A 25,263-nucleotide genomic window follows, 5' to 3' on the forward strand; every position below is an offset into this window, starting at 1 on the left:
GGGGTATCTCACTAATTATTATTATTCACTAATCGGGATAAAACGGAACCTTTGCGTAGTCTTAGCGTAATGACACGTATTTATGATATGATTATATGATGTGATAGCGCTGAAAGGGGAAGAACGATGATCTATTTTGATAATAGTGCGACGACGAAGCCATATCCAGAAGCTCTTCAATCGTACGTGACGGTTGCTGGGAAATATTTTGGTAATCCTTCTTCTATTCATTCGCTTGGAGGAGAGGCAGAGCGTCTATTAACACAATCAAGAACGATTGCAGCGCAGCTTCTTCACGTTAAACCTTCTGAAATTATTTTCACATCAGGTGGAACGGAAGGGAACAACCTTGCGATTAAAGGGATAGCGATGAGGAATCGTTCGCGCGGCAAACATATCATTACAACAAATATTGAACACGCGTCTGTGTTTGAGGCATATAAGCAATTAGAAGAACTCGGATATGATGTAACATATTTACCGGTTAACGAGCATGGTGTTGTATCGGTAGAGGATGTAAAACGAGCACTTCGTGAAGATACGATTCTTGTATCAATTATTCATGTGAACAACGAAACTGGAGCAATTCAGCCCGTTGCTGAAATTGGAACGTTATTATCGAATCATCCGAAAATAAGATTCCATGTAGATCATGTACAAGGGATAGGAAAAGTACCGCTTGATTTATATGCTTCTCATATTGATCTTTGCTCAATATCTGGACATAAATTCCACAGTGTAAAAGGAACGGGTCTTCTTTATATACGTGATGGCGTAAGATTAGATCCGATTTTATCAGGTGGTCAACAAGAGCTTAAGTATCGCTCTGGTACAGAGAATTTACCTGGCATTGTAGCGATGGTGAAAGCACTTCGCATGACAATGGAACAAGTGAAAGAAAAGGTAGCTCATTTGCAAAGTTTACAAGCAGAGCTTGTCAGCTTCTTTAAAGAGATGGAAGATGTGACGATTAATACATCGCTTGCATATGCAGCACCGCACATTTTAAATGTATCATTTGTTGGTTTAAAACCAGAAGTAGTCGTTCATGCTTTAGAAGAGCACGGTGTATATGTATCGACGAAGTCTGCTTGTTCTTCAAAAGCAAATGAAGTGAGCAGAGTGTTAGTGTCAATGGGAGTGCCGCATGCAGCAGCTGCAAGTGCTATTCGTATTAGTTTGGCACCAGACAACACGATGGAAGAAGTAAAACAATTTGAAGGTATTGTAAAAGAGACGATGCCAAAATTATATGAAGTGATGAGGTAAAGAAATATGATGACATATGAATATATTTTAGTGCGTTACGGAGAAATGACGACAAAAGGTAAAAACCGTTCTAAATTTGTAAGCACATTAAAAGATAACGTGAAGTTCAAACTGAAAAAGTTCCCAAATATTAAAATTGATGCAACGCATGACCGTATGTACATCCAGTTAAATGGTGAAGATCATGAAGCAATCTCTGAAAGATTGAAAGACGTATTTGGTATTCATAAGTTTAACTTAGCGATGAAAGTACCATCAGAATTAGAAGACATTAAAAAAGGTGCATTAGCAGCTTTCTTACAAGTAAAAGATGATGTGAAAACATTTAAAATTACAGTGCACCGTTCTGATAAGCGCTTCCCAATGAAGACGATGGAGTTACTTCCAGAAATCGGTGGGCACATTTTAGAAAATACAGAGGATATCACAGTAGACGTCCATAATCCAGATGTGAATGTACGTGTAGAAATTCGCAGTGGTTACAGCTATATTATGTGTGGTGAGCACATGGGAGCTGGCGGTTTACCAGTTGGCGTTGGCGGAAAAGTAATGGTACTTCTTTCTGGTGGTATTGATAGCCCAGTAGCAGCGTACTTAACGATGAAACGCGGCGTATCTGTGGAAGCAGTTCACTTCCATAGCCCACCTTTCACAAGTGAGCGTGCAAAACAAAAAGTAATCGATTTAGCACAAGAGTTAACGAAATACTGTAAACGTGTAACGCTTCACCTTATTCCGTTTACAGAAGTGCAAAAAACGATTAATAAAGAAATCCCATCTAGCTATTCAATGACGGTTATGCGCCGTATGATGATGCGTATTACAGAGCAGATTGCTGAGGAGCGTAACGCACTTGCAATCACAACTGGTGAAAGTCTTGGACAAGTAGCAAGCCAAACATTAGATAGCATGCATACGATTAACGAAGTAACAAACTACCCAGTTATTCGTCCGCTTATTACGATGGATAAATTAGAAATTATTAAAATTGCTGAAGAAATCGGCACGTATGATATTTCAATTCGTCCATACGAAGATTGCTGTACAGTATTCACACCAGCTAGCCCGGCGACGAAGCCGAAGCGTGAAAAAGCAAATCGATTTGAAGCGAAATACGATTTCACACCGTTAATCGAAGAAGCTGTAGCGAACAAAGAAACAATGGTATTACAAACGGTTGAAGTAGTGGCGGAAGAAGAAAAATTTGAAGAACTTTTCTAAAACCATAAATTACCATATTTAAAACGTGTATGAAGTCATGTTATTTATCACACTCTATACTCACAAGGAGGTGATATAACATGTCACGTAGCACAAATAAATTAGCGGTTCCTGGTGCTGAATCAGCATTAGACCAAATGAAATACGAAATCGCTCAAGAGTTTGGTGTTCAACTTGGAGCTGATGCAACAGCTCGCGCTAACGGTTCTGTTGGTGGTGAAATCACTAAACGTCTAGTTTCACTAGCTGAGCAACAATTAGGCGGTTACCAAAAATAATCCCATATGATGGCTTAGAAAGAGCGGGTTCTCCCGCTCTTTCTTTTTGTTGTTCATATTAGTATAAATTCATTTCGACAAAAGCATAAAAAAATTGTCAAAAGAAGAGGGTTCAAAATTTACTGAAAATTCTTTATTATATAAGGGAGGCATAAAGAAAAAGGAGGATGTTTATGAAGAGAGAGGAATTGTTGGCACCACCATCTTATAATTTAGTTTCAGAAATAGAGAAATATACAGACGATAAAGAGAAGCTTGCTTTAATTTGGCAAGATGATAAAGGGAATAGACGAGAAGTTACATATTTTGAATTAATGCAAGGGGCAAATAAAATTGGAAACGCTTTTATAAAAAGTGGCTTACAAAAAGGGGACAAGCTCCTTATTATGATGCCGCGTTTAATTGAAGCGTACATGACGTATATCGCTGCGATTAAAGCGGGATTTGTCGTAATTCCAAGTTCGGAAATGTTGCGTAAAAAAGATATTGAATATCGAATTGGACATGGCGAAGTAAAAGCGATAGTAAGCTATGAGCCGTACATTGGACAGTTTGATGATATAGAAGCAATGGAATCCCTTCAAAAATTCGTCCTGAGCGAGCAGTCAGTAGACGGGTGGATCAATTTAAAAACAGCATTAGAAACAGAAAGTGACATGTTAGAAATGGAGAAAACAGATAAAGAAGATATGGTCTTTTTATCTTACACGTCTGGGACGACAGGAAACCCGAAAGGTGTTGTTCATACGCACGCGTGGGCATACGCTCATTTACGTACAAGCGCCCCGAATTGGCTCGGAATTGAAGAGAATGATGTTGTATGGGCAACGGCTAGTCCAGGGTGGCAAAAATGGATTTGGAGCCCGTTTTTAGCAACTCTCGGTTCAGGGGCAACAGGATTTGTGTACAACGGTAAGTTTGAACCGAAAACGTACTTAAATTTATTAGGCGATAATAAGGTGAATGTGCTTTGTTGTACACCGACTGAGTATAGATTAATGGCAAAGGTAGAAGATTTAAGTCAGTACAATTTAGAGGCGTTACATAGCGCTGTATCCGCAGGTGAGCCGTTAAATAGAGAAGTCATTGGAACGTTCCAAAAGCACTTTGATATTACAGTAAGAGACGGCTATGGGCAAACGGAAAATACACTACTTGTTGGTGTAATGAAAGGGATGGATATTAGACCAGGATCAATGGGGAAACCAACGCCAGGTAACCACGTCGATATCGTAAATGAGGAAGGTATTCCAGTTAAAGTAGGCGAAGTTGGTGATATTGCAGTTCACATTGAAACGCCGGCACTCTTTAAACAATATTATAAAGACGATGAGCGTACAGCGATGCAATTCCGCGGTGATTATTATATTACAGGTGATAAAGCGAAGAAAGATGAAGATGGCTACTTCTGGTTTGAAGGGCGTGGTGATGATATCATTATTAGCTCTGGTTATACAATCGGGCCGTTTGAAGTAGAGGATGCGCTTGTAAAACATCCTTACGTAAGAGAATGTGCGGTTGTCGCAAGTCCGGATGAAATTCGCGGAAGTGTCGTGAAGGCATTTATCGTATTAAGAGAGAATATAGAAAAGAACGAAGAAACATTAATTCCAACACTCCAACAACACGTCAAAGAACTCACTGCACCATATAAATACCCTCGCAAAATTGAATTTGTAGATGAACTACCAAAAACGATTTCTGGAAAAATTCGCCGTATTGAACTTAGAAAACAAGAGATGGAGATTCCGTCAAAATAATTTTGAAAACAGTGAAGTAAATAGTTGAATGAAATGTAAAACAATGATAATATAAAAACGAACACAGGTTCGATTTTATAAACTTAAAAAAGAGGTGTCCGTATGATTTTAGGTATTAATCCGTACTTAGTTTTAGATGGTAGTGGGCAAGAAGCTGTACAGTTTTATAAAGAGGCTTTAGATGCAAAAGTAGAAGTCATGCAAACTTTTGGTGACATGCCTGAAAATCCAGAATACCCTATTCCAGCTGAAGCGAAAGAGCGCGTTTTACACGCTACTTTAAAAGTTGGTAATACGGATCTTATGATTTCTGATACATTCCCAGGTCAAGGACATGCAATCGGATCTCAAGTAACAATCGCAATTCAAATTAGTAATGCAGAAAAAGCAAAAGAAGTATTCGATAAGTTACAAGAAGGTGGAGAGGTTATGATGCCACTTCAAGAAACATTCTGGAGCCCAGCATACGGACAAGTAAAAGATAAATTTAATATTGAATGGCAAGTTACAACGTCTACTACTGAACAAAAGTAATTTTTAGAAAAGCACCATGTTTTGAAATGGTGCTTTTTTTTATACAATAAAAAATAAAGGAGATGGGATATATGGGAGAAATTTGGTATGGCGGCACCATTTACACAATGAGAGAAGAAAATGAAAAAGTGGACGCTGTTTACGTTGAAAACGGTACGATCGTTGATTTTGGAAGTAAAGAAGAGTTAGAAAACCAATATGCCGCGGTTACATTGCACGATTTAAAAGGCAAAACAATGATCCCAGGCCTCGTTGATAGCCATATGCATCTTATTGGGCATGGAGAGAGATTACTCCGTCTAGATTTATCAAATTGTACATCTTATGGTGAAGTGCTTACTCTTGTTCAGAAGCGAGTGAAAGAAGCTCCAAAGGGCTCTTGGATTATTGGAGAAGGATGGAATGAAAATAACTTTACAGATACGAAAGATGTTCACGCGCGTGATTTAGATGAAATTTCGAAAGAACACCCCATTTTATTAAAGCGAGTTTGTCGTCACGTTACATGGGTGAATTCATACATATTGCAAGAAGCGAACATAACAGAAGCGACGCAAAATCCAAAAGGCGGGAAAATCGGTAGGGATTCATCAAATAAGTTAACAGGACTTTTATATGAACAAGGACAAGAATTAATTAAACATGTTCAGCCTGAAATTGATGAAGCGTATTTACAAAGAGCTTTGCAAACAGCGATTAAAGATTGCTGGAAATACGGACTTGTTGGCGGGCATACGGAAGATTTAAATTACTACGGTGGTTTTAGAAAAACATATAATGCGTTTTCTCACGTTATAAAAGAAATGCCATTTAAAGCACATTTGCTCGTTCATCATGAAGTAGCACATGAACGAAAAGAATATGAAAATGAACATTATATTGAATTTGGGGCAATGAAAATTTTTTCTGACGGTTCTTTTGGCGGAAGAACAGCATTATTAAGTGAACCGTATGAAGATGCGAAGGAAACGAATGGGGTTGCAATTTTCTCACGTGAAGAACTTGCGGAATTAGTGAAGAAAGCACGAGATTTACATATGCCAGTTGCGATTCATACTATCGGTGATTTATCGCTTGAATATGTCATTGATGCACTCGAATTATATCCACCAGCAAAAGGGTTACGTGACCGCATTATTCATTGTCAGCTTGCTCGTGAAGAGTTGATAGAAAGAATGAAAAACTTGCAAGCCATTATCGATATACAGCCAGTCTTTCTTTCATCAGATTTTCCGTCAGTCATTGAAAAACTGGGAGAACACCGTCTTCGTTATGCGTATGCTTGGAAGACATTACTGGAAGCAGGACTACATTGTAATGGTGGTTCAGATGCTCCTATTGAACAAGTAAATCCGTTTCTAGGCATATATAGCGCTGTTACACGTAGAAGTTTTATTGACGGTGTATGCTATATGCCTGAGGAAAGATTAACGGTATATGAGGCTGTTTCTTTATTTACAACAGGAAGTGCCTATGCAATCGGAAAAGAAGCGAAACGAGGGCAAATTACAAAAGGATATGAAGCAGACTTTACAATATTAGACCACAATATTTTTGAAATTGAGGCAGAAGAAATAAAAGAAGTACAAGCAGAAATGACTGTAATAGATGGCCGAGTTGTCTATAGAAAAGATGTGTAAAAATATATCAGCGATTTTCGGAATATATCGACCGTAACTCGAAATATATGAGCGATTATTAAAATATATCGACTTACCGACAAAAACTGACAAGAATAACGGCCGGATAGTAAGAGATTATTGTTCGCGTCAATCGGGGTAAATAAATAACCGCAGAATTATGGAATTCCATAATTCTGCGGTTATTTTAATCCTATAAAAACGTTCTCTGTACTTTTTCCCAGAACGAATTATTTTTTAATTTAACTGTTTTAATTTGTTTATCGCTTAAGCGTACAACAGCTTTTTCCACTTGTTTAATGCTAAGCGCTTCGTTATCCATGCCAATAACAGGATAATCGTTACCGTCTGGTCTTAGTTTTAAAGTTAATGTACGTTCGTGATTTAAAATGAACGGTGAACCGAGCGTACGGTAAGTGTTGTTGTTTAAAGATGCTAGTTCGCTTACTTGGAAACATGGAATAAGTGGGTCAACAACTGCACCATGCAATGATTTATTGTAAGCAGTACTTCCTGTTGGGGTAGAAACTACTAAACCGTCTCCTCTAAATGTTTCGAAATATAAATCATCAACGTGAACATCTACAACGAATGTTTTAATAATGCTAGAACGTAATGAGAACTCATTTAAACAATAGAAAGATGTACCATGATCTACATCTACCTGAATTGTTGGATATTTTCGCACTTCAATTTCATTTTTTGTAATTTCTTGAAGGGCTGTATCAATGTGATCAATGTGAAAATCGCAGTAGAACGAAGTTTCATCTTTCGTAGAAATCCCTGCGTATAAGCAATCTTCTCTAAAACCAGTTTTACGAACGGCTTGTAAGAAGGTTGCATCATCTCCAACACTGACGATAGCGTTTGCATTTTTTGGATGATCTAATATGGTAAATCCATTCTCTTCTAAAATACGATAGATTGGTTTCATTTTTTCAACGAGCGTTGCTTTGTCATCACCATAAAAGAAAAATAAATTGCGACGATCTGCCATTATGTATCCCTCCACTGCAGTTAAATTTTCTGTTTTTCGTGCTACATATCATTAGAGTCCGTTCCCTGATGATATGTTCAAATAATATATTTCGATACAAATTGTCAAAACACCTTTTTATTTTTAGAAAAATTTTTATATTCAATCTTATGGAACTCTGTTTAATGATGAATAAAGTTGTCGATAATGGGTACGGAGTGAAAGGATGATACGTATGAAGTGGCTCGTAATTGGAATAATAATTCTTCTCCTTTTTATTTTGCTTATACTATTGTCGAAAATATCGCTTAAGGTGACATTTTTATATTCAGAAATGGAAAAGCAATGTTTATTTCAAGTGAAAATATGGATGATTCGATATACATTTGATGTATTGGAAAGAATTGAAAAACAGCAGAAAAAAACAGGACAGAAAATCGAAAAAGCTGAAGAGGACGGCGGACTAGATAATAAAATTATGGCGCAACTTGACAGTATTGGGGAACTGATAAAAAGGCTTCAAAAAGTTCATACTATCGTTAAAGATTTTCTCAAACGAGTGAAAATCAATGGTTGGAAATGGCATACGCAAATTGGAGCAGGCGACGCAGCTAGTACTGGAATTGTCACTGGATATGCATGGGGGACAAAAGGAATGGCTGCTGGAGTTGTCGGACAATATATGCATATTGTCGATGTACCAGAATTTGAAATTACTCCTGTTTTTCAAGGGAAAGGATTTGCATCGAGATGCGAGTTAACGGCATCTTTTCGTATATTTCGTACTATAAAAACAGCGGTGAAATTGCTCATATTTATGAGGCAGCAAAAATCTGGTATGACAGAAAAATCTGTTCAAGCATAGGGGGGATATAGAATGGACCATCCAATTCAAGGTTTAATGACAACTGCAATGCAGCATTTAAAACAAATGACTGATGTAAATACAATTGTTGGTGACCCAATTAAAGCGGCAGATGGAAGTGTAATTCTTACTGTTTCGAAAGTAAGTTTCGGATTTGCTGCTGGTGGAAGTGAATTTGGTAGGGTAGAACATTCAGGTCGTCATCCATTTGGCGGAGGAAGTGGAGGAGGAGTTTCTATTAATCCTGTTGCCTTTCTTGTTATAAATGGAGATGGTGTGAAAGTATTACATTTAGACAAGCAAACGCATGTCATCGATAAAATAATTGAATTAGCGCCACAAGCTGTTGATAAAGTGAAAGAAATGATGGATAAACGAAAAGAAGATGATCCTGAATTTCAAATTTAACGAATAAAGAAGCTAATCAATAGGTTAGCTTCTTTTATTTTTTTGTAAATAAAGCGATTTTATTTGCATTATCGATAGGGACAAACTATCATTTACATTGTACATATTTTGTTTAAATAAGGGAGGATTTTCAAGTGGCAAACGTAACTTTTAAAGGTAATCCAATGACTTTAGTTGGAACAGAAGTTAAAGTTGGCGATCAAGCGCCAAACTTCCAAGTATTAGCAAACGACTTATCTCCAGTAAGTTTAGAAACATACAAAGGCGAAGTAAAATTAATTAGTGTTGTACCTTCAATCGACACAGGTGTGTGTGATGCACAAACACGTCGTTTTAACCAAGATGCAGCAGGTATTGAAAACGCAAAAGTATTAACAATTAGCGCTGATTTACCATTCGCTCAAAAACGCTGGTGTGCAGCAAACGGTTTAGAAAATGTTGTAACACTTTCTGACCACCGTGACCTTTCATTCGGTGAAGCTTACGGCTTAGTAATGAAAGAACTTCGTTTACTTGCTCGTGCAGTATTCGTAGTAGATAGCAACGACAAAGTAGTTTACGTAGAATACGTAGGCGAAGGTACAAGCCATCCAAACTATGAAGCAGCATTAGAAGCAGCTAAATCTGCAAAGTAATGTGAAGGAAATGACCTCTTATAAAGAGGTCGTTTTTTCTTTTTGGAAAAAATCACTTTGTGGTATGATATAAGTTATGTGTAAAAGAGAGAAGGAGGAATGTACGTGAGTCAGACAGTGGAAACATTATTTTCTATTTTTGATTCTTCTGCGGTAGTTTTACGTAAAGAATTAGATGTGACATATTTAGAGGCGCTTGTAGAAACAGGTGATAACTTGTTTGAGGGAGCGATTTTACAAGAGGAATTATCCGAATCAGCAATTGAAAGGCTGAATCGTGAATATAGTACGTTTAATGAAGAAACATATAAAGGTGAAGAAATTCGTAAAGCATTTCAGTTAGCCATCTTAAAAGGAATGAAAGAAGGCGTACAAGCGAATCACGAAATGACGCCTGATGCAGTTGGGATGTTCATGAGTTACTTATTCCATAAATTTATGCAAGGTCAAAACGAAATTACAGTTTTAGATCCTGCAATTGGAACAGGAAATTTAATGACTACAGTGTTTAATAGCGCCAAAGAAGGACTAACAATGAGTGGATTTGGTGTAGAAGTGGATGAAGTGCTAATTAAACTTGCTTTAGTAAATGCAAATTTACAAAAGCATGCAATCGAATTCTTCCATCAAGATGGACTAGCACCACTTTATATCGATCCAGTTGATGCAGTCGTTTCAGACTTACCGATTGGTTACTATCCAAACGAAATCGGTGCCAGTGAATATAAATTAAAAGCAGATGAAGGAATGTCGTATGCTCATCACTTATTTATTGAACAAAGTGTGAAACATACGAAAGAGGGCGGGTACTTATTCTTCTTAGTACCAAACTTTATTTTTGAAAGTGAACAGGCACCAAAATTACATGCATTTATTAAAGAAACATGCTTTATTCAAGGGTTATTACAGCTACCTGTTTCCATGTTTAAAAACGAGAAAAATGCAAAAAGTATATTTGTTCTCCAAAAGAAAGGCTCTAATGTAACAATGCCAAAACAGGCGTTATTAGTGGAGTTGCCTAAATTCTCTAACATGAAGGCGATGGAGAACATTATGGATCAATTAAATACTTGGTTTGCAACACATAAATAAAGCTGGGTATATGTAACAGAGTTAGTGATTCATGTAGTACAGTTTTATATAATATGTCATATTTTTAAATATATACTAGATTTAACTGAATTTTTTTGAAATCTGTAATATATATTTTTTCTTGGTGTTACAATTTTTTCACTTGAAATATATGTCGGACGATGTTTAAATTAAAATCGTGAGTATAAAATTTGCTAATGATGAAACGTTTTCATATTTAGTAAATTTGATTAGATAAAATCGAGCGGTTTGTGGAAACATCCACACAACTACCAAGAAAAAAAGGGGCGAAAGACTAGATGTCAAAAATCATCGCGATTAACGCAGGAAGCTCTTCCTTAAAATTCCAATTATTTGAAATGCCAAGTGAAACAGTATTAACAAAAGGTTTAGTAGAACGTATCGGTTTAGAAGATAGTATCTTCACTATTACTGTAGATGGCGAAAAACAAAAAGAAATTACAAACATTCCAGATCACGCAGTAGCAGTTAATATGCTTCTTAAAAAATTAACTGAAAACGGAATCGTTAAATCTCTAGATGAGATTGGCGGTATCGGTCACCGTGTTGTTCACGGCGGCGAAAAATTTGCTGACTCTGTTTTAATTACTGATGAAGTATTAGCTGATATCGAAGAATTAAGCGATTTAGCACCACTTCATAACCCAGCAAACGTTGTTGGTATTAAAGCATTCCAAGAAGTATTACCAAACGTACCAGCAGTAGCAGTATTCGATACAGCATTCCACCAAACAATGCCAGAATCTGCATTCCTATACAGCTTACCATATGAGTACTATGAAAAATTCGGCATCCGTAAATACGGTTTCCACGGAACTTCTCATAAATATGTAACTGAGCGTGCGGCTGAATTATTAGGTCGTCCAATTGAAAGCTTAAGCTTACTTTCTTGTCACTTAGGTAACGGTGCAAGTATCGCAGCAGTAGAAGGCGGTAAATCTATCGATACTTCTATGGGCTTCACTCCACTTGCTGGTGTAACAATGGGTACACGTTCTGGTAACCTTGACCCTGCGTTAATTCCATACATCATGGAAAAAACAGGCCAAACAGTAGAAGAAGTAGTTAACGTATTAAACAAGAAGAGTGGTATGTTAGGTCTTACTGGTTACTCTAGTGACCTACGTGACATCATTGCGAAAGAAGAAGAAGGCGACCACCGTGCGAAAGTAGCACTTGATGTATTCGTAAGCCGTATCCACAAATACATCGGTTCTTACACTGCTCGTATGAAAGGTGTAGACGCAATCATCTTCACAGCTGGTGTAGGTGAGAACAGTGCGATTATTCGTGAGCGCGTATTAGAAGGCCTTGAGTACATGGGCGTATACTTTGATGCAAAACGTAATAACGTATTCGGTGAAGAAGCATTCATCAGCTTCCCACACTCTCCAGTAAAAATTATCGTAATTCCAACTGACGAAGAAGTTATGATTGCTCGTGACGTACTACGTCTTGGAGATATTGGTTAATATATGAAAAGAAAGACGAGATCCTATAGGATTTCGTCTTTTTTCTTTTGGATATATTTTAAAACTCCATCCGGATATAATATTTTTTCTTTCTGAATGAATGCCGTAATAGGAATCCATTTCGCATACGCTACTGTTTCCTCATCTTGTATATTTAATATTTTCATTTCATATAGTGACGTGTCTAATAAACGCAAAGAATATAGTTGAATAATTTCATGACCAATGCCCCCATCTAGATGAAAGACATTTTCTAAACAACCTAAATAATTGATGATTTCTATCTCCGTATGAAGCTCTTCTGTAAACTCCCGAATAACAGTATGTGCTGATTTTTCACCAAGTTCAATGGAACCGCCAAGAGGACGATAATATGTTTCGCCTTCTGTATGATATTCTTGTACGAGAAGGCGATCTTGATGTACAGCAAGACCGAAAGCTTTTGCACGTGGATACATATAGAATCACTCCTTATTTGTTTTGTATAAGGACGATTATAATGTATGGTGTGATAAAAGTATCGTGTATTTAAGTGTGTGGTCTAACTGTAATTCCATCAAATAAGTCTTTCCAAAATGCTTCATTGTATTGGTATACATCCATAATAGGACATTTCATAACGCAAGTACGTTGTAATCCCCAATCTTCTTGGGTGATAGTTGGTATATCGGCAGGAATTAGTAATAGGACAGAGAATGTATGTGTAACGATTTGAGATAAAATTTGTTCTAGGGAACATGCTTCTTCATATGTTCCTCCAGTTCGAATAAACAATATGGATTCTGCCGTTTCAATTGTAGTTAGAAAACGATTAATTCGATGTTCATAGTTTAACTTAATTTCTGTATAAGAAGGCCAATAATTTGGTGTGTTTACATCTGTTTTAAAGTCATGACAGGAGTCAATTTCATAAAGGTTGTCCCTTAATCTTAATTTGGCATCATCATCCCAAAATGAGATGAAGGATAGATTTTCGAAATTTAAAAAACGGTCAAATCGATTTTGTAATAATAAATTTACTTTCGTTAATGAAGGACTTAGCATAAAATCAATAACGCCAAAAAATGGTGATAATTCTAATTGATATAATGCCCAAGCAGGCCAACAGTTTTGTCCTAAGCTGAATACTGCGTTATAGTTTTGTTTTAGATTGGATAGATTCATGTGAAGTATCTCATCCTTTTTGCTATTATTTTATGTCACTCATAAAGGGTATGTGAAAAGAGATATACAAGCATATTTGTAAAGAATAAGCAGAAATATGTTACAATAGAAAAAAATCGAACGAGGTGGTTGTTACGATGCGATCGAAGCGAGAACAAGCCATTTTAGACAATATAAAAGAATGGGAAGCGCAATTAGTTGAGCAAGAAGCGACCGATTTTCAAAAAGTGTTTGATAAATGGTTACATACTACAGTTGCGAAATTACCTGAGAAAAAGCGAAAAGAATTCTTCACGAAAGCAGATGGATGGCTCTTTCATTTGCATGCATTTATTCAAAGTTCACAAGCACAGTTAGACGCACGTAATCGGATTTTAGGAACATCGAGATTATTTGATGAATCGATTGAACAGCTTGAAGATTTGAAAGCATTATCTATTGATCAGTTAACATACATAGCAGAGCAGCAAACAGCACGTCATCGTCTATATTCATTTGTGCAAGGCGGGGCGACAGGTGCTGGAGGTTTATTATTATTAACGGCGGATTTTCCGGTTATGATCGCGTTAAATGTGAAGGCAGTCCAACTTATTGCAACATCATTTGGACATGATGTGAACAAGCCATACGAAATGATGCTTGCGTTAAAGGTGTTTCACGCGTCATTACTACCAGGAAGACTTCAGCAATACGCATGGTACAATTTATTGCAAGAGCTGGAACAAGAAGATTCGTTCTTTTATGAAGGAGACGAAGCAGTGTTACAAACAGCTTCTACTGAAGTTGTGTTAAAACAAATTTTGAAGACATTTTCGATTTATGCTCTTCGTCGTAAATTATTCCAAGGTATTCCGGTAATTGGAATGGCAATTGGATCTACAGTGAATTATCGTTTAACAAGAAACGTTACTGAATTTGCAAATAGATTTTATCAAGTGCGCCATATAGTCGAGAAAGAAAAAAGAGCATAAAAAAAAACGAGAGGCCGAAGCCTTTCGCTTTTTTAATTTGTTGCATGTTTTTTGGACATTGGAACAGATACTGGCTGCTTTTCTGCTGTTTTTTCTGTTTTTGGATAATAAATTAAATCCAATGTTTTTGCCTGTACGGCAATCGAAAGAATAGTAAAAGCAATTTCTGTCCAATTTAAATAATATAATGAAAGCGCAAGAACAATCGCGTCAAAGACGAAGAAAATTTGCCCAATTGTAAAACGAGTTCGTTTACTTAATACAATTGTTAAAATATCGTCTCCACCGGTTGCACCGCCAAATCGCAATATAAAACCGAGTCCAATACCAGCTAACGCACCGCCAACTACTGCAGCTATAAATAAGTTATTTGATAAATCTACCGTAAATGGAGAATAATTTTCCATAAAGGAATAAAATACTCCGAATGAAATTGAACCTAAGAATGAATAGCCAACCATTTTTCTACCTAAAAATGAAGCACATAGTAAAATAATTGGGATATCCATTAATACAGTTGAAATAGATGGTGAAATATCATAAAAGTTTTGAATGAATAGTGCAATTCCTACAAAGCCACCTTCTGTTAAGTGGTTTTGGAAGTGAATGTGATATAGCGCTGCTGCTAAAATAAATGAACCGATTAAAACCATAAAAATTTCTTTAATAATTTGCCGACTTTGGATGTTCCTCATCGTTATTCCTTCTTTCCGTAGTTAGTAGTCCTTTTTGTGTTGTAAACTAACTACGAGCTCACATGTAGCTTTCAGTTAGTTTACGAAAAAACTAACTACGCTATATGTCGCTGAAGAAATAACGAATAATCCTCTCGTCCATCAATTCTCCCTACCTTCGTTTTAGTTTAAGTCTTAAAACGACTAAACAAAACGTGGAGTAGGATTCGTCATTTAGCAATCCTGCTCTTCTGTGTTTTGTTTAGTTAGTAACAATTAAGTCCTAAACAAAACGCTATGTGTAAGAAGAGTCTTTTTTTTGCCAAATTATCCTTCGGGCAATCATAATTTCCCCACTCTCGTATTTTTTTCGCTAGACTAAAGTATCTGAGCTAAAAAATACGCTACGTGTATGATTCGTCAATACGATGCCACATGCTCCTTCGAGCGATCATGATATCAAAATCCCTTCCTTCAAGATTTATACTATTATATCATACTTTTAAAAAATGTATGCGGATGGAAACCGACAATAAACGGAGGGAATCTACAAAAAATGTTATGTTTAAATATTTTTGTAGAAAAGCCTAAGTTATTTCGGAGGATTGGACAGTTTGTAACGGTTTGTCCAATAAGTAAGAAAAAAAGGGTTTTATTCAGTTGTATTCTTTTCATCACTTTTATCTTTAAAAAACGCATCCCAACTAATCACACTTAAAAAAGTTAAAGCGATAATAACGAAAGCACGCATAAGCTTTAGACCTCCTTTTGTACATAGTATATGAATCATTCGATTCGGAATGTGTCATTTTTTTACAAGTCTTAACTATTATGAGAGCATATTAATATAGATAGATGAAGGGGAGAGTGAAGACATGTTAAAAGATATGTTCAAAAGAAAAGAATTAATATGCGTTTCATGTCAGAAAAAAATTCAATATGAAGAAGAGCTTGTTGCTTTTGTAAAGTTGCCGAAAGAAAGAAGTATATTAGTTGGTCCATTCGATGTATGTTTGGCGAAAACAGCACAAGAAATATATTGTAAATCATGTTACGACAAAAAAGCATGACCCAAAGTAATTGAGGGGCATGCTTTTTTCATTGGTGTGCTTTTCCCTCAGATACATTTTGAGTGAGTCGATACCAAAGCCAAAGGTCATTAATGATGGAAGCAAGATCGGCAATTTCTGAATTTAGTTTACAAGAAACTTCGAAGTCTTCTTCGTTATTTAAATAATGTTGTTTTGTATTAATATAGTGCTCAAGTTCTTTTATACGATCAGGAATTTTCCCGCGAACTTGTTCCCATTTTAGTAAAATAGCATGTTGCATTTTTTTGGGGATTTCTTCCCAGTCTTCTTGTAAATGCGGAATTTCAATTCCTAGATGTTCATCGTATAAGAAATACTTTTCCATAAGTTCACCCCCGTTTTCCTGCTTATATTGTACAGAAAAACAGAAAGAAGTTCGACGAAATTGTTTGAAAAAATTTGAAAATGACTCTTGATACATTTTGTGAAAGGTGGTAAAGTGTGAATTATTATAAAAGAAAATGAATATTTATTCTTTAGGGGGATGCAAAATGGAGAAGAAAAAAGTTGTATTAGCATATTCCGGAGGTCTTGATACTTCCGTTGCAATTAAATGGTTACAAGAGAAGAATTATGATATTATCGCGCTTTGTTTAGACTTAGGGGAAGGTAAAGATTTAGCATTTGTAAAAGAAAAGGCACTTTCAGTAGGTGCAATTAAATCATATATGATTGATGTTCAAGAAGAATTCGCGAATGAATATGCATTGATGGCGATGCAAGCACACACATTATACGAAGGGAAATACCCTCTTGTCTCTGCATTATCTCGTCCGCTTATTGCGAAGAAATTAGTGGAAATCGCAGAACAAGAAGGCGCAACTGCAGTTGCACACGGATGTACAGGGAAAGGAAATGACCAAGTTCGTTTTGAAGTTTCTATCCAAGCATTAAATCCTTACTTAGAAGTGATTGCGCCTGTACGTGAATGGAAATGGTCACGTGAAGAAGAAATTGCATATGCAAAAGAAAACGATGTACCAATTCCGATTAATTTAGATAGCCCGTTTTCAATCGATCAAAACTTATGGGGACGCAGCAACGAATGTGGAATTTTAGAAGATCCATGGGCAGCGCCGCCAGAAGATGCATATGAGATGACATTGGCATTAGAAGATACACCGAATAAACCAGAGTTTGTAGAAATCGGATTTGAAGCAGGCGTACCGACTACTTTAAATGGTACTGCATATTCACTTTCAGAATTAATTAAAACGTTAAATGCGCTTGCTGGAAAACACGGTGTTGGACGTATTGATCACGTAGAAAATCGTCTTGTCGGTATTAAATCTCGTGAAGTATACGAATGCCCAGCAGCAATGACGTTAATCACTGCGCATAAAGAGTTGGAAGATTTAACACACGTAAAAGAAGTAGCGCATTTTAAACCAGTGATTGAACAGAAAATAACAGAACTTATTTATAACGGTTTATGGTTCTCACCTTTAAAACAAGCGCTTCATGCATTTTTACAAGAAACGCAAAAGAATGTAACAGGTACAGTGCGTGTGAAATTATTTAAAGGTCATGCGATTGTAGAAGGACGTAAATCTGAATACTCTTTATACGATGAAAAATTAGCAACATATACTGCTCAAGATGAATTTAATCATGATGCAGCAGTTGGATTCATTTCATTATTCGGTTTACCGACGAAAGTATACAGCCAAGTGAATCAAAAGAAGGTGGAAGCGTGAGCAAACTTTGGGGCGGACGTTTTACAAAAGAAGCGGAAGCATGGGTTGAAGAGTTCGGAGCATCCATCTCCTTCGATCAACAATTAGTAAATCAAGATATAAAAGGAAGTATTGCGCACGTCACGATGCTAGCAAAGCAGGGCATCGTGACGAAAGAAGAAGCAGAGAAAATAAAGATAGGTCTTCAATATTTATTAGAAGAAGTGAAACAAAATAAATTACATTTTTCGGTTGAAGCTGAAGATATTCATTTAAATATTGAAAAGATGTTAATTGAAAAAATCGGTGAAGTAGGAGGGAAACTTCATACAGGCCGAAGTCGTAACGATCAAGTGGCGACAGATATGCATTTGTATTTAAAAGAAAAGGTAGAACATATTATAAAAGCTACAAAACAATTGCAAACTGTTCTTGTTCAACAAGCAGAAAATAATATTGAAACCATTATGCCGGGCTATACGCACTTGCAGCGTGCCCAGCCGATTTCATTTGCTCATCATATTCTTGCTTACTTTTGGATGTTAGAGCGTGATGTGAATCGTTATGAAGATTCATTAAAGCGTATTAATATCTCCCCATTAGGAGCAGGAGCGCTAGCTGGGACGACATTCCCGATCGACCGAGAATATAGTGCGGAACTTCTTGGGTTTAATGGAATCTATGAAAATAGTTTAGATGCAGTAAGTGATCGTGATTTCATACTGGAGTTTTTAAGTAACTCATCTATACTTATGATGCACTTATCACGCTTTTGTGAAGAACTTATTTTATGGAGTAGCCAAGAGTTTCAATTTATTGAAATGAGCGATCAATACGCGACAGGAAGTAGCATTATGCCGCAAAAGAAAAATCCGGATATGGCGGAACTAATCCGTGGTAAAACAGGCAGAGTATACGGTAATTTATTCAGTTTACTTACAGTAATGAAAGGATTACCACTCGCTTACAATAAAGACTTACAAGAAGATAAAGAAGGAATGTTTGATACAGTCAAAACAGTAGAAGGATGCCTTCATATTATGGCGGGCATGCTTGAAACGATGACTGTAAACAAAGAAAAAATGGGGCAAGCTGTGACGCAAGATTTCTCCAACGCAACAGAAATTGCCGACTACTTAGCAAACAAAGGACTACCATTCCGTCAAGCTCATGAAATTGTTGGGAAGTTAGTGCTACATTGCACACAAAAAGGAATTTATTTATTAGATGTCCCGCTTGAAACATATCAAGAAATGAGCTCTTTATTTGAAGAAGATTTGTATGAAGTTCTTTCACCATATGCGGCTGTAAAGCGTCGTAACAGTGCTGGTGGGACAGGGTTTGAACAAATCAAAAACGCTTTGGAGAAGGCGAAGGGGTTAGTTGGAGAGTTTGTTAGAAGTTGATTGATTTTATAGGGAAGAAGGTACGCTAATCTTGATGGAGAGAAGCTTACCTTCTTTTTTTTATAGCCCAAAATTAATCATACTTATGTCGATCTTCCGTAATTCGAATATACTCAATATCCATCAAATCACGAAGCAATGCCCCATTACTTAGTTCAACGCCATGTTTCTCTTTAAAATGAGTGCGAATCGTATCTAGCATTTCAATTTCTTTTCCGTTCACGTCTAAAATAATGCGTTCAGAATCATCCATATAGCATCCTCCTTTTTTACACATATATATTTTGTCCGTCTATTTCTAAAAAATGTATGTTAACGTAATGTTAGGAAATAAGAAAGGGATGAAAAATGAGACGTATTTATTTTATAGGGCTAATTTTGTACACGCTAATTGTATTGCATGTTGCATTCCCAAACGTATTTTCATTTGGAAATGTAGAAACAGTACATGTTGCGATATTTATCTTTTCTCTATTTGTAGTAGATTGCTTTATTTCTATATGGCTTTCGAAAAGAAAAGATATACAAGGTAAAAAAGAAATGGAATGGAAAAAGAGAAAACGTTCATTTTGGATGATGACGTACTGTTTGTCTTTAGTGCTTACTGCTGCTTTTTTTAGTGAGCATATTCCATTAGAAAGATTAAATATTGGATTTGGAGCGTTCGTATTCGCATACTATTTTTTTATGCACTTTCTTCCTTATATGAAAGAAAAGCGAGGAGAAGAGGAAGACCCACTTGTAGAAGAAGCGAGAGAACAAGAGTATAAGAGAATAGAAGGGGATATAAAGAAACTTGGAGAACAAAAATGGTATTTAAAATCAAAAATCATATATGTTCTTTGTTTCATTACGCCGCCAATTGGCTATTTGTACGTCTTCTTACTTCGTAAAAAAATGACAGAAGATGCAAAGCAAACGTATTTAACAGTTGCGACAATCATGATGGCATTATGGTCTTTGAAGTTTCTGCCGCCTTATGTATTGGCAATTACCGTTGTTGTCGTAGCATGTCTTGTGTTTATAGTGAAGTTGATAAAATGAAAAACACCAAGCCTATGTGGACTTGGTGTTTTATCTGTAAATTAAAGATCACCTTGCTCCTCATCACCACGAACAACAAGGACATCGCATTTCGCATAGCGAATAATATGTTCAGAGACGCTACCGATTAGGAAGCGTTCAACAGCATTTAAACCAGTCGCACCACACATAATTAAATCTACTTTATGGTTTGGAGCGATTTCTTTTGAAATTTTAGATTTAGGATTACCAAATTCTAATACAGTTTCAATTTTTTCAAGACCAGCTTCAAGCGCAGTTTTTTTGTAGTCTTCTAATAAGTCTTCTGCAAATAGATTTGCACGTTCAGCAATTGCACGGCTATAAGCCTCTACTGCTGAGTACGCTTTTACATCAACGATATGAGCGATTGTTAATGTTGCATTGTTGCGCTTTGCGACTTGAATTGCTTTTTTAAAGGCTTTTTCTGCTTCTTTAGAACCATCCACCGCGATTAAAATATTTGTATATGTATTATTCATAGTAAATTCCTCCCAATCTGTTTTATAACTGTTTACAACTTAATTATAAAACAAATTTTGGTAACGTGCTTGCCAGAAACGTTACAGAATTTTGAAAACTCTGTTTCAATTCATTTTAGTTGTAATTGGAGCGAGAACTTGTTACATATGAAGTATAGCAATTTAAAAGGGGGCAGTTTTGTGAGACATGCGCTCATTACAGCCGGTACGAAAGGTTTAGGAAAGCAAGTAACAGAAAAGTTATTGGCTAAAGGCTATTCAGTAACAGTAACGTACCATAGCGATATCACCGCTATGGAAACGATGAAAGAAACATATAAAGATGTGGAAGAGCGTCTACAATTCGTGCAAGCAGATGTCACGAAGAAGGAAGATTTACATAAAATAGTAGAAGAAGCGATGAGCCGTTTTGGCAAAATTGACTTTTTAATTAATAATGCTGGTCCATATGTATTTGAACGAAAAAAGTTAGTTGATTATGAAGAAGATGAATGGAATGAAATGATTCAGGGAAATTTAACAGCGGTATTTCATTTATTAAAACTTGTCGTTCCGGTCATGAGAAAACAGAACTTTGGCCGTATTATTAATTACGGATTTCAAGGGGCGGATAGTGCACCGGGATGGATTTATCGTTCAGCTTTTGCAGCGGCGAAAGTAGGACTTGTTTCATTAACGAAAACAGTTGCTTATGAAGAAGCGGAGTATGGTATTACTGCGAACATGGTATGTCCTGGTGATATTATTGGCGATATGAAAGAGGCGACTATTCAAGAAGCACGTCAGCTAAAAGAGCATAACACACCGATTGGTAGATCTGGAACAGGTGAAGATATTGCAAGAACCATTTCGTTTTTATGTGAGGACGATTCCGATATGATTACCGGTACAATTATTGAAGTGACTGGTGCAGTGGATGTTATTCATAGACATCGATAGAATAAAATAAGATGAAGTTTCAAATAATTGGACAGTTTATCCATTGTGCTGAGAGGTGCGGATAATACTGTCTTTTAATATAAAATTAAATCTATCGGAAAACTTGTATTATTTTTTGTCAAATATTGAGATATTATGTTAAAATATATGAGCGTAGAAAGCGCTTTAAAAAATGATTCAGGGGTCATTTCATAACTCAAGGGGGAACTAATCATGCGTATCGGTATTCCAACAGAAATTAAAAACAATGAAAACCGTGTGGCAATGACGCCAGCGGGAGCAGTACATTTAGTACAAAATGGTCATGAAGTTTTTGTTCAAAAAGGAGCAGGTTTAGGATCTGGTTTTACGGATGAAGAATACGTACAAGCTGGTGCGAAACTTGTAGAAACTGCTGAAGAAGCATGGAATCAAGATATGGTTATGAAGGTAAAAGAGCCAGTAGCAAGTGAATACGGCTATTTCCGTGAAGGTTTAATTTTATTCACATACTTACACTTAGCTCCAGAACCAGAATTAACGAAAGCATTAATCGATAACAAAGTTGCATCAATTGCATACGAAACAGTACAATTAGACAATCGTTCTTTACCATTACTTGCACCTATGAGTGAAGTAGCTGGTCGTATGTCTGCACAAATCGGTGCACAATTCCTTGAGAAAAACAAAGGCGGTAAAGGTATTTTACTTGCAGGCGTTCCAGGGGTAAAACGCGGCAAAGTAACAATCATCGGCGGTGGTCAAGCTGGTACAAATGCAGCTAAGATTGCAGTAGGTTTAGGTGCAGATGTAACAATCATTGACTTAAGTGCAGAACGTCTTCGTCAATTAGATGATATTTTCGGTAACCAAGTAAAAACATTAATGTCTAATCCATACAACATTGCAGAAGCTGTTAAAGAATCTGACCTTGTTATTGGAGCAGTATTAATTCCAGGTGCAAAAGCGCCAAAACTTGTAACTGAAGAAATGATTCAATCAATGGAACAAGGTTCTGTCGTTGTAGATATTGCGATTGACCAAGGTGGTATTTTCGAAACAACTGATCGTATTACAACTCATGACAACCCAACTTACGAAAAACATGGCGTTGTTCATTATGCAGTTGCTAATATGCCAGGTGCGGTTCCACGTACGTCAACTCTTGCATTAACAAACGTAACAGTACCATATGCAGTACAAATTGCTAACAAAGGCTATAAAGATGCTTGCCTAGGCAACTCTGCATTATTAAAAGGTATTAACACATTAGATGGATATGTAACATTCGAAGCAGTTGCAGAAGCTCACGGCTTACAATACGCTGATGCGAAAGAGTTACTTGAAAAAGCTCCTGCTTTATCATAATAGAAATACATTTGAGACCTTCCTTTTCATAAGGAGGGTCTTTTTTATATGGGGAAATAACATGTGAATAATTGTTATTTATTGGTGTAAATCGATTTTTATTATGATAATTTAGAATTATATAATAAAAGAGGGGATTCAATGGGGAGTAAAAAAAGGAAGCAAAAGCAAGCTAAAAGACAAAAGTACATAAAGAAAAAACAGAAACAGAACATACCTTTTTCACAAAAAGTAGTCATTATGATAGAAAAAACATTCCGGTATATTTGTATGGCTCTGTATGTAATTTTGTGTATGTATTCATTTGGAGTGTTTTACAGTTTTGGGATAACTCCCAATATTATTGAGAGCATTCTAGAATTTATACTTGTTGTAATAGAATTAGCCTTATTCGTTATACTCTTTGCTACAGTATGGCCTAGTCATGAAAGTAAAAAAGATAGAAAAAGAAGCAAAAAATCTTCATACACTTCAAGCACATCAAGTGGATTCGGTCACTACAGTAGTAGTGATTGTAGTAGCTCAAGTGATGGTGGAGGTTAAGTTAATTTTTCAGAAGAACGACTAACGAAAGGATGGGATGAAATATGGAAACTGTGAACTTAATAGAATTAACAAAAGACATTCAAGATCAACATAAAAACTTCGTCGTTTCAAATATAAACAGTCATTGTTTACGAATCGCTGTATTTACTGGTGAATATGATTGGCACTATCATTCTAATTCGGATGAATTATTTATTGTGCTAGAGGGAGAATTACTTATTGATTTTGAAGATGGAGAAACAGCGGTTTTAAAGCCAAAGGATTCTATTTTAATTCCAGCATGTACGATTCATAGAACGAGAGCATTAAAGAGAACGGTAAATCTTTGTTTTGAACATATAGAGGCTGATACGATTAAAGTGGAGCAATTATGAAAAAATTATCTGTAGCCGATTATAGAAAAGTTCTTCCGGTTTTAGAAGGTAATACAAGAACGACGACGTTTGCTTATGCGGTATGTGATCAAATGATAGATGGTGAGGTTTTTATAAACGGGCAATTAACAGCAGGATTAATTATTACAGCTAATGGTATCTATTATTTATTTGGTGATACGGATGATCAAAATTATAACGAAGAGTTATTTTCATATTTAAAAACGGCTATTGAAAAAACAGAGAAGAGATTTACACTGTTCACTTCGAGTGAAGAGTGGGAAATGATGATAGAAGAGCGTTTTAGTAATGTACTTCGGAACATCCCGCGAATGAAATTTCAAAGCGTAACCTTTGAAGAGAGTCAACGAGATTTTAACAAAAATACATATGAAGTGAAGCGTATTGATAGAAGAGATATAGAGCGCAGCAGTGAATTTAAAGAGGAGTACTACAAAGAGTATTGGGGATCAAAAGAAACGTTTTTGAACAGTGGTTTTGGATTTTGTATAGAACAAGATGGGATAATTGTAGCTGAATGTGTCTCAATATTTAGCGGGAATGGTTTTGCTGAAATAGATATTGCAACACATGAAGCGCATCAAGGGAAAGGATTAGCTCAAGCTGTTGCGACAAGGTTCATTGAACATTGCATGCAAAATGACATTATACCGAGCTGGGATTGTTATGTAGACAATATTCCTTCGCGAAAATTAGCTAGTAAATTAAGTTTTTATCATCCAATAGAATATAGTTTGTTTGTACGTAAGAAAACGGGGGAATAAAAATGAATGTAGAATTAACAAGATTTAAAGTTAAGCCTGGTAAGAGTCATCGAGTAGATGAATGGATGCAGCTTCTTAATGACAATTTGAAAGAAGTGCTTTTGACATTAAACGACGAAAAAATGTACGTTGAGACAATTTTCCGGGAAATAAGAGATGGAGAAGAGTACTTATATTGGTATTCTGTGCAAGGAGAAGGTGGTATTTTTGTCGAAAATTCGCATCATGAAATTGATAAAAAGCACTTAGCATTTTGGTATGAATGTATCGATGAAGAAGCACCGTCTATTGATATGAAAACAGAAGTTGTTATGATTCAAGATGTTGTGAAGGAAGCGATGAAATAATAGAATAGTATTTCAGAGAAGCGCATCAAAATGGATGTGCTTTTTATTATGAAACAATTTATAAAAGCTGCATTTGGATGTCTTTAAGTGAAAATAAAGAGGGATACTGAGAATATTTTAGGATAAACTATAAAGTGAAACTTTAATCAGTGTGGGGTTCATCCCCCATCTAACTTCTTGCTTCCGCTGAATTTTGATGTGAGGTCTTACTGCCCGTTAATGCGGGAT

General features: G+C 36.2%; 29 protein-coding genes. 22 read left to right on the plus strand and 7 right to left on the minus strand.

Going from position 1 to position 25,263, the window contains the following annotated elements; genetic code table 11:
- The first annotated feature begins 126 nt into the window (after positions 1–126).
- The 6 genes from DN400_RS12190 (at position 127) to DN400_RS12215 (ending at position 6,702) form a co-directional block, all read left to right on the plus strand.
- A complete protein-coding gene (locus DN400_RS12190; RefSeq protein WP_000638982.1) occupies positions 127–1,269 on the plus strand; it encodes a cysteine desulfurase family protein in 1,143 nt (380 codons plus the stop codon).
- 6 nt (positions 1,270–1,275) lie between these two features.
- On the plus strand, positions 1,276–2,490 hold the full coding sequence (gene thiI, locus DN400_RS12195; RefSeq protein ID WP_000989274.1) for a tRNA uracil 4-sulfurtransferase ThiI: 1,215 nt from the start codon (positions 1,276–1,278) through the stop codon (positions 2,488–2,490).
- An 80-nt stretch (positions 2,491–2,570) separates the two neighbouring features.
- Positions 2,571–2,768, plus strand: a complete 198-nt coding sequence (locus DN400_RS12200; RefSeq protein WP_000091640.1) for an alpha/beta-type small acid-soluble spore protein — start codon at positions 2,571–2,573, stop codon at positions 2,766–2,768.
- Positions 2,769–2,941: 173 nt separating this feature from the next.
- Positions 2,942–4,528 (plus strand): acyl-CoA synthetase MbcS, encoded by a 1,587-nt coding sequence (gene mbcS, locus DN400_RS12205; protein ID WP_065229434.1) that lies wholly within the window; start codon positions 2,942–2,944, stop codon positions 4,526–4,528.
- A 102-nt stretch (positions 4,529–4,630) separates the two neighbouring features.
- Positions 4,631–5,062, plus strand: coding sequence for a VOC family protein (locus DN400_RS12210; RefSeq protein WP_000600352.1), 432 nt, complete (start codon positions 4,631–4,633; stop codon positions 5,060–5,062).
- Between the two features lie 71 nt (positions 5,063–5,133).
- A complete protein-coding gene (locus DN400_RS12215; protein WP_097821768.1) occupies positions 5,134–6,702 on the plus strand; it encodes an amidohydrolase in 1,569 nt (522 codons plus the stop codon).
- A gap of 193 nt (positions 6,703–6,895) precedes the next feature.
- Here the strand turns inward: DN400_RS12215 and DN400_RS12225 are convergent, their stop codons facing one another.
- Positions 6,896–7,699 (minus strand): NAD kinase, encoded by an 804-nt coding sequence (locus tag DN400_RS12225; RefSeq protein ID WP_000785183.1) that lies wholly within the window; start codon positions 7,697–7,699, stop codon positions 6,896–6,898.
- A gap of 205 nt (positions 7,700–7,904) precedes the next feature.
- On the opposite strand from DN400_RS12225, the gene DN400_RS12230 reads away from it, so the two are divergent.
- From DN400_RS12230 to ackA, 5 genes are all read left to right on the plus strand, one after another.
- Positions 7,905–8,543, plus strand: coding sequence for a DUF2953 domain-containing protein (locus DN400_RS12230; RefSeq protein ID WP_002094156.1), 639 nt, complete (start codon positions 7,905–7,907; stop codon positions 8,541–8,543).
- Positions 8,544–8,555: 12 nt separating this feature from the next.
- Positions 8,556–8,951, plus strand: coding sequence for a GerW family sporulation protein (gene ytfJ, locus DN400_RS12235; protein WP_000350007.1), 396 nt, complete (start codon positions 8,556–8,558; stop codon positions 8,949–8,951).
- Positions 8,952–9,085: 134 nt separating this feature from the next.
- Entirely contained in the window at positions 9,086–9,586 is a 501-nt protein-coding gene (tpx, locus tag DN400_RS12240; RefSeq protein WP_000024527.1) for a thiol peroxidase, read from the plus strand.
- Between the two features lie 105 nt (positions 9,587–9,691).
- A complete protein-coding gene (locus DN400_RS12245; RefSeq protein ID WP_016512246.1) occupies positions 9,692–10,678 on the plus strand; it encodes a class I SAM-dependent methyltransferase in 987 nt (328 codons plus the stop codon).
- Positions 10,679–10,977: 299 nt separating this feature from the next.
- The gene (gene ackA, locus DN400_RS12250; protein WP_000034575.1) at positions 10,978–12,171 is read left to right on the plus strand and encodes an acetate kinase; all 1,194 of its coding nucleotides are present in this window, start codon (positions 10,978–10,980) and stop codon (positions 12,169–12,171) included.
- A 23-nt stretch (positions 12,172–12,194) separates the two neighbouring features.
- Here ackA and DN400_RS12255 read toward each other — a convergent pair whose 3' ends face one another.
- Positions 12,195–12,629 (minus strand): NUDIX hydrolase, encoded by a 435-nt coding sequence (locus DN400_RS12255; protein ID WP_016512247.1) that lies wholly within the window; start codon positions 12,627–12,629, stop codon positions 12,195–12,197.
- 70 nt (positions 12,630–12,699) lie between these two features.
- Positions 12,700–13,335 (minus strand): DUF1796 family putative cysteine peptidase, encoded by a 636-nt coding sequence (locus DN400_RS12260; RefSeq protein WP_001054296.1) that lies wholly within the window; start codon positions 13,333–13,335, stop codon positions 12,700–12,702.
- Positions 13,336–13,472: 137 nt separating this feature from the next.
- Here DN400_RS12260 and DN400_RS12265 point away from each other — a divergent pair, with 137 nt between their 5' ends.
- Positions 13,473–14,306 (plus strand): EcsC family protein, encoded by an 834-nt coding sequence (locus DN400_RS12265; protein WP_001256853.1) that lies wholly within the window; start codon positions 13,473–13,475, stop codon positions 14,304–14,306.
- A 32-nt stretch (positions 14,307–14,338) separates the two neighbouring features.
- Here DN400_RS12265 and DN400_RS12270 read toward each other — a convergent pair whose 3' ends face one another.
- Positions 14,339–15,001, minus strand: a complete 663-nt coding sequence (locus DN400_RS12270) for a YitT family protein (RefSeq protein ID WP_001244515.1) — start codon at positions 14,999–15,001, stop codon at positions 14,339–14,341.
- 854 nt (positions 15,002–15,855) lie between these two features.
- Between DN400_RS12270 and DN400_RS12280 the strand changes: the two genes are divergently transcribed.
- Positions 15,856–16,050, plus strand: coding sequence for a hypothetical protein (locus DN400_RS12280; protein ID WP_000910278.1), 195 nt, complete (start codon positions 15,856–15,858; stop codon positions 16,048–16,050).
- A 28-nt stretch (positions 16,051–16,078) separates the two neighbouring features.
- On the opposite strand, the gene DN400_RS12285 is transcribed toward DN400_RS12280, so the two are convergent.
- The gene (locus DN400_RS12285) at positions 16,079–16,396 is read right to left on the minus strand and encodes a radical SAM protein (RefSeq protein ID WP_065229431.1); all 318 of its coding nucleotides are present in this window, start codon (positions 16,394–16,396) and stop codon (positions 16,079–16,081) included.
- A gap of 166 nt (positions 16,397–16,562) precedes the next feature.
- Between DN400_RS12285 and DN400_RS12290 the strand changes: the two genes are divergently transcribed.
- Positions 16,563–17,768: an argininosuccinate synthase gene (locus DN400_RS12290; protein WP_000412317.1), complete on the plus strand. Its 1,206-nt coding sequence runs from the start codon at positions 16,563–16,565 to the stop codon at positions 17,766–17,768.
- A complete protein-coding gene (argH, locus tag DN400_RS12295; protein ID WP_065229430.1) occupies positions 17,765–19,153 on the plus strand; it encodes an argininosuccinate lyase in 1,389 nt (462 codons plus the stop codon). Before DN400_RS12290 ends, argH begins: the two co-directional genes overlap by 4 nt.
- 73 nt (positions 19,154–19,226) lie before the next feature.
- On the opposite strand, the gene DN400_RS12300 is transcribed toward argH, so the two are convergent.
- Positions 19,227–19,406: a hypothetical protein gene (locus DN400_RS12300; RefSeq protein WP_000342760.1), complete on the minus strand. Its 180-nt coding sequence runs from the start codon at positions 19,404–19,406 to the stop codon at positions 19,227–19,229.
- Between the two features lie 95 nt (positions 19,407–19,501).
- Here DN400_RS12300 and DN400_RS12305 point away from each other — a divergent pair, with 95 nt between their 5' ends.
- Positions 19,502–20,197, plus strand: coding sequence for a hypothetical protein (locus DN400_RS12305; protein WP_147801692.1), 696 nt, complete (start codon positions 19,502–19,504; stop codon positions 20,195–20,197).
- A gap of 41 nt (positions 20,198–20,238) precedes the next feature.
- On the opposite strand, the gene DN400_RS12310 is transcribed toward DN400_RS12305, so the two are convergent.
- Positions 20,239–20,697 (minus strand): universal stress protein, encoded by a 459-nt coding sequence (locus tag DN400_RS12310; protein ID WP_001066672.1) that lies wholly within the window; start codon positions 20,695–20,697, stop codon positions 20,239–20,241.
- Between the two features lie 147 nt (positions 20,698–20,844).
- Here DN400_RS12310 and DN400_RS12315 point away from each other — a divergent pair, with 147 nt between their 5' ends.
- The 6 genes from DN400_RS12315 (at position 20,845) to DN400_RS12340 (ending at position 25,035) form a co-directional block, all read left to right on the plus strand.
- Positions 20,845–21,636 carry an SDR family oxidoreductase gene (locus tag DN400_RS12315; RefSeq protein WP_002024902.1) on the plus strand — a complete coding sequence of 264 codons (792 nt, stop codon included), beginning with the start codon at positions 20,845–20,847 and terminating at the stop codon, positions 21,634–21,636.
- Positions 21,637–21,849: 213 nt separating this feature from the next.
- Positions 21,850–22,983 (plus strand): alanine dehydrogenase, encoded by a 1,134-nt coding sequence (gene ald / locus DN400_RS12320; protein WP_147801693.1) that lies wholly within the window; start codon positions 21,850–21,852, stop codon positions 22,981–22,983.
- 141 nt (positions 22,984–23,124) lie between these two features.
- On the plus strand, positions 23,125–23,526 hold the full coding sequence (locus DN400_RS12325; protein ID WP_000534959.1) for a hypothetical protein: 402 nt from the start codon (positions 23,125–23,127) through the stop codon (positions 23,524–23,526).
- Between the two features lie 44 nt (positions 23,527–23,570).
- Positions 23,571–23,903 (plus strand): cupin domain-containing protein, encoded by a 333-nt coding sequence (locus tag DN400_RS12330; protein ID WP_000450930.1) that lies wholly within the window; start codon positions 23,571–23,573, stop codon positions 23,901–23,903.
- Entirely contained in the window at positions 23,900–24,688 is a 789-nt protein-coding gene (locus DN400_RS12335) for a GNAT family N-acetyltransferase (protein WP_000736718.1), read from the plus strand. Before DN400_RS12330 ends, DN400_RS12335 begins: the two co-directional genes overlap by 4 nt.
- Positions 24,689–24,690: 2 nt before the next feature.
- Complete coding sequence (locus tag DN400_RS12340) at positions 24,691–25,035, plus strand: DUF6176 family protein (RefSeq protein ID WP_001100204.1); 345 nt, start codon at positions 24,691–24,693, stop codon at positions 25,033–25,035.
- The last annotated feature ends 228 nt before the right edge of the window (positions 25,036–25,263 follow it).

Origin of the sequence: Bacillus sp. AR8-1 (assembly GCF_008042345.1) — a bacterium.
Lineage (GTDB): Bacteria > Bacillota > Bacilli > Bacillales > Bacillaceae_G > Bacillus_A > Bacillus_A cereus.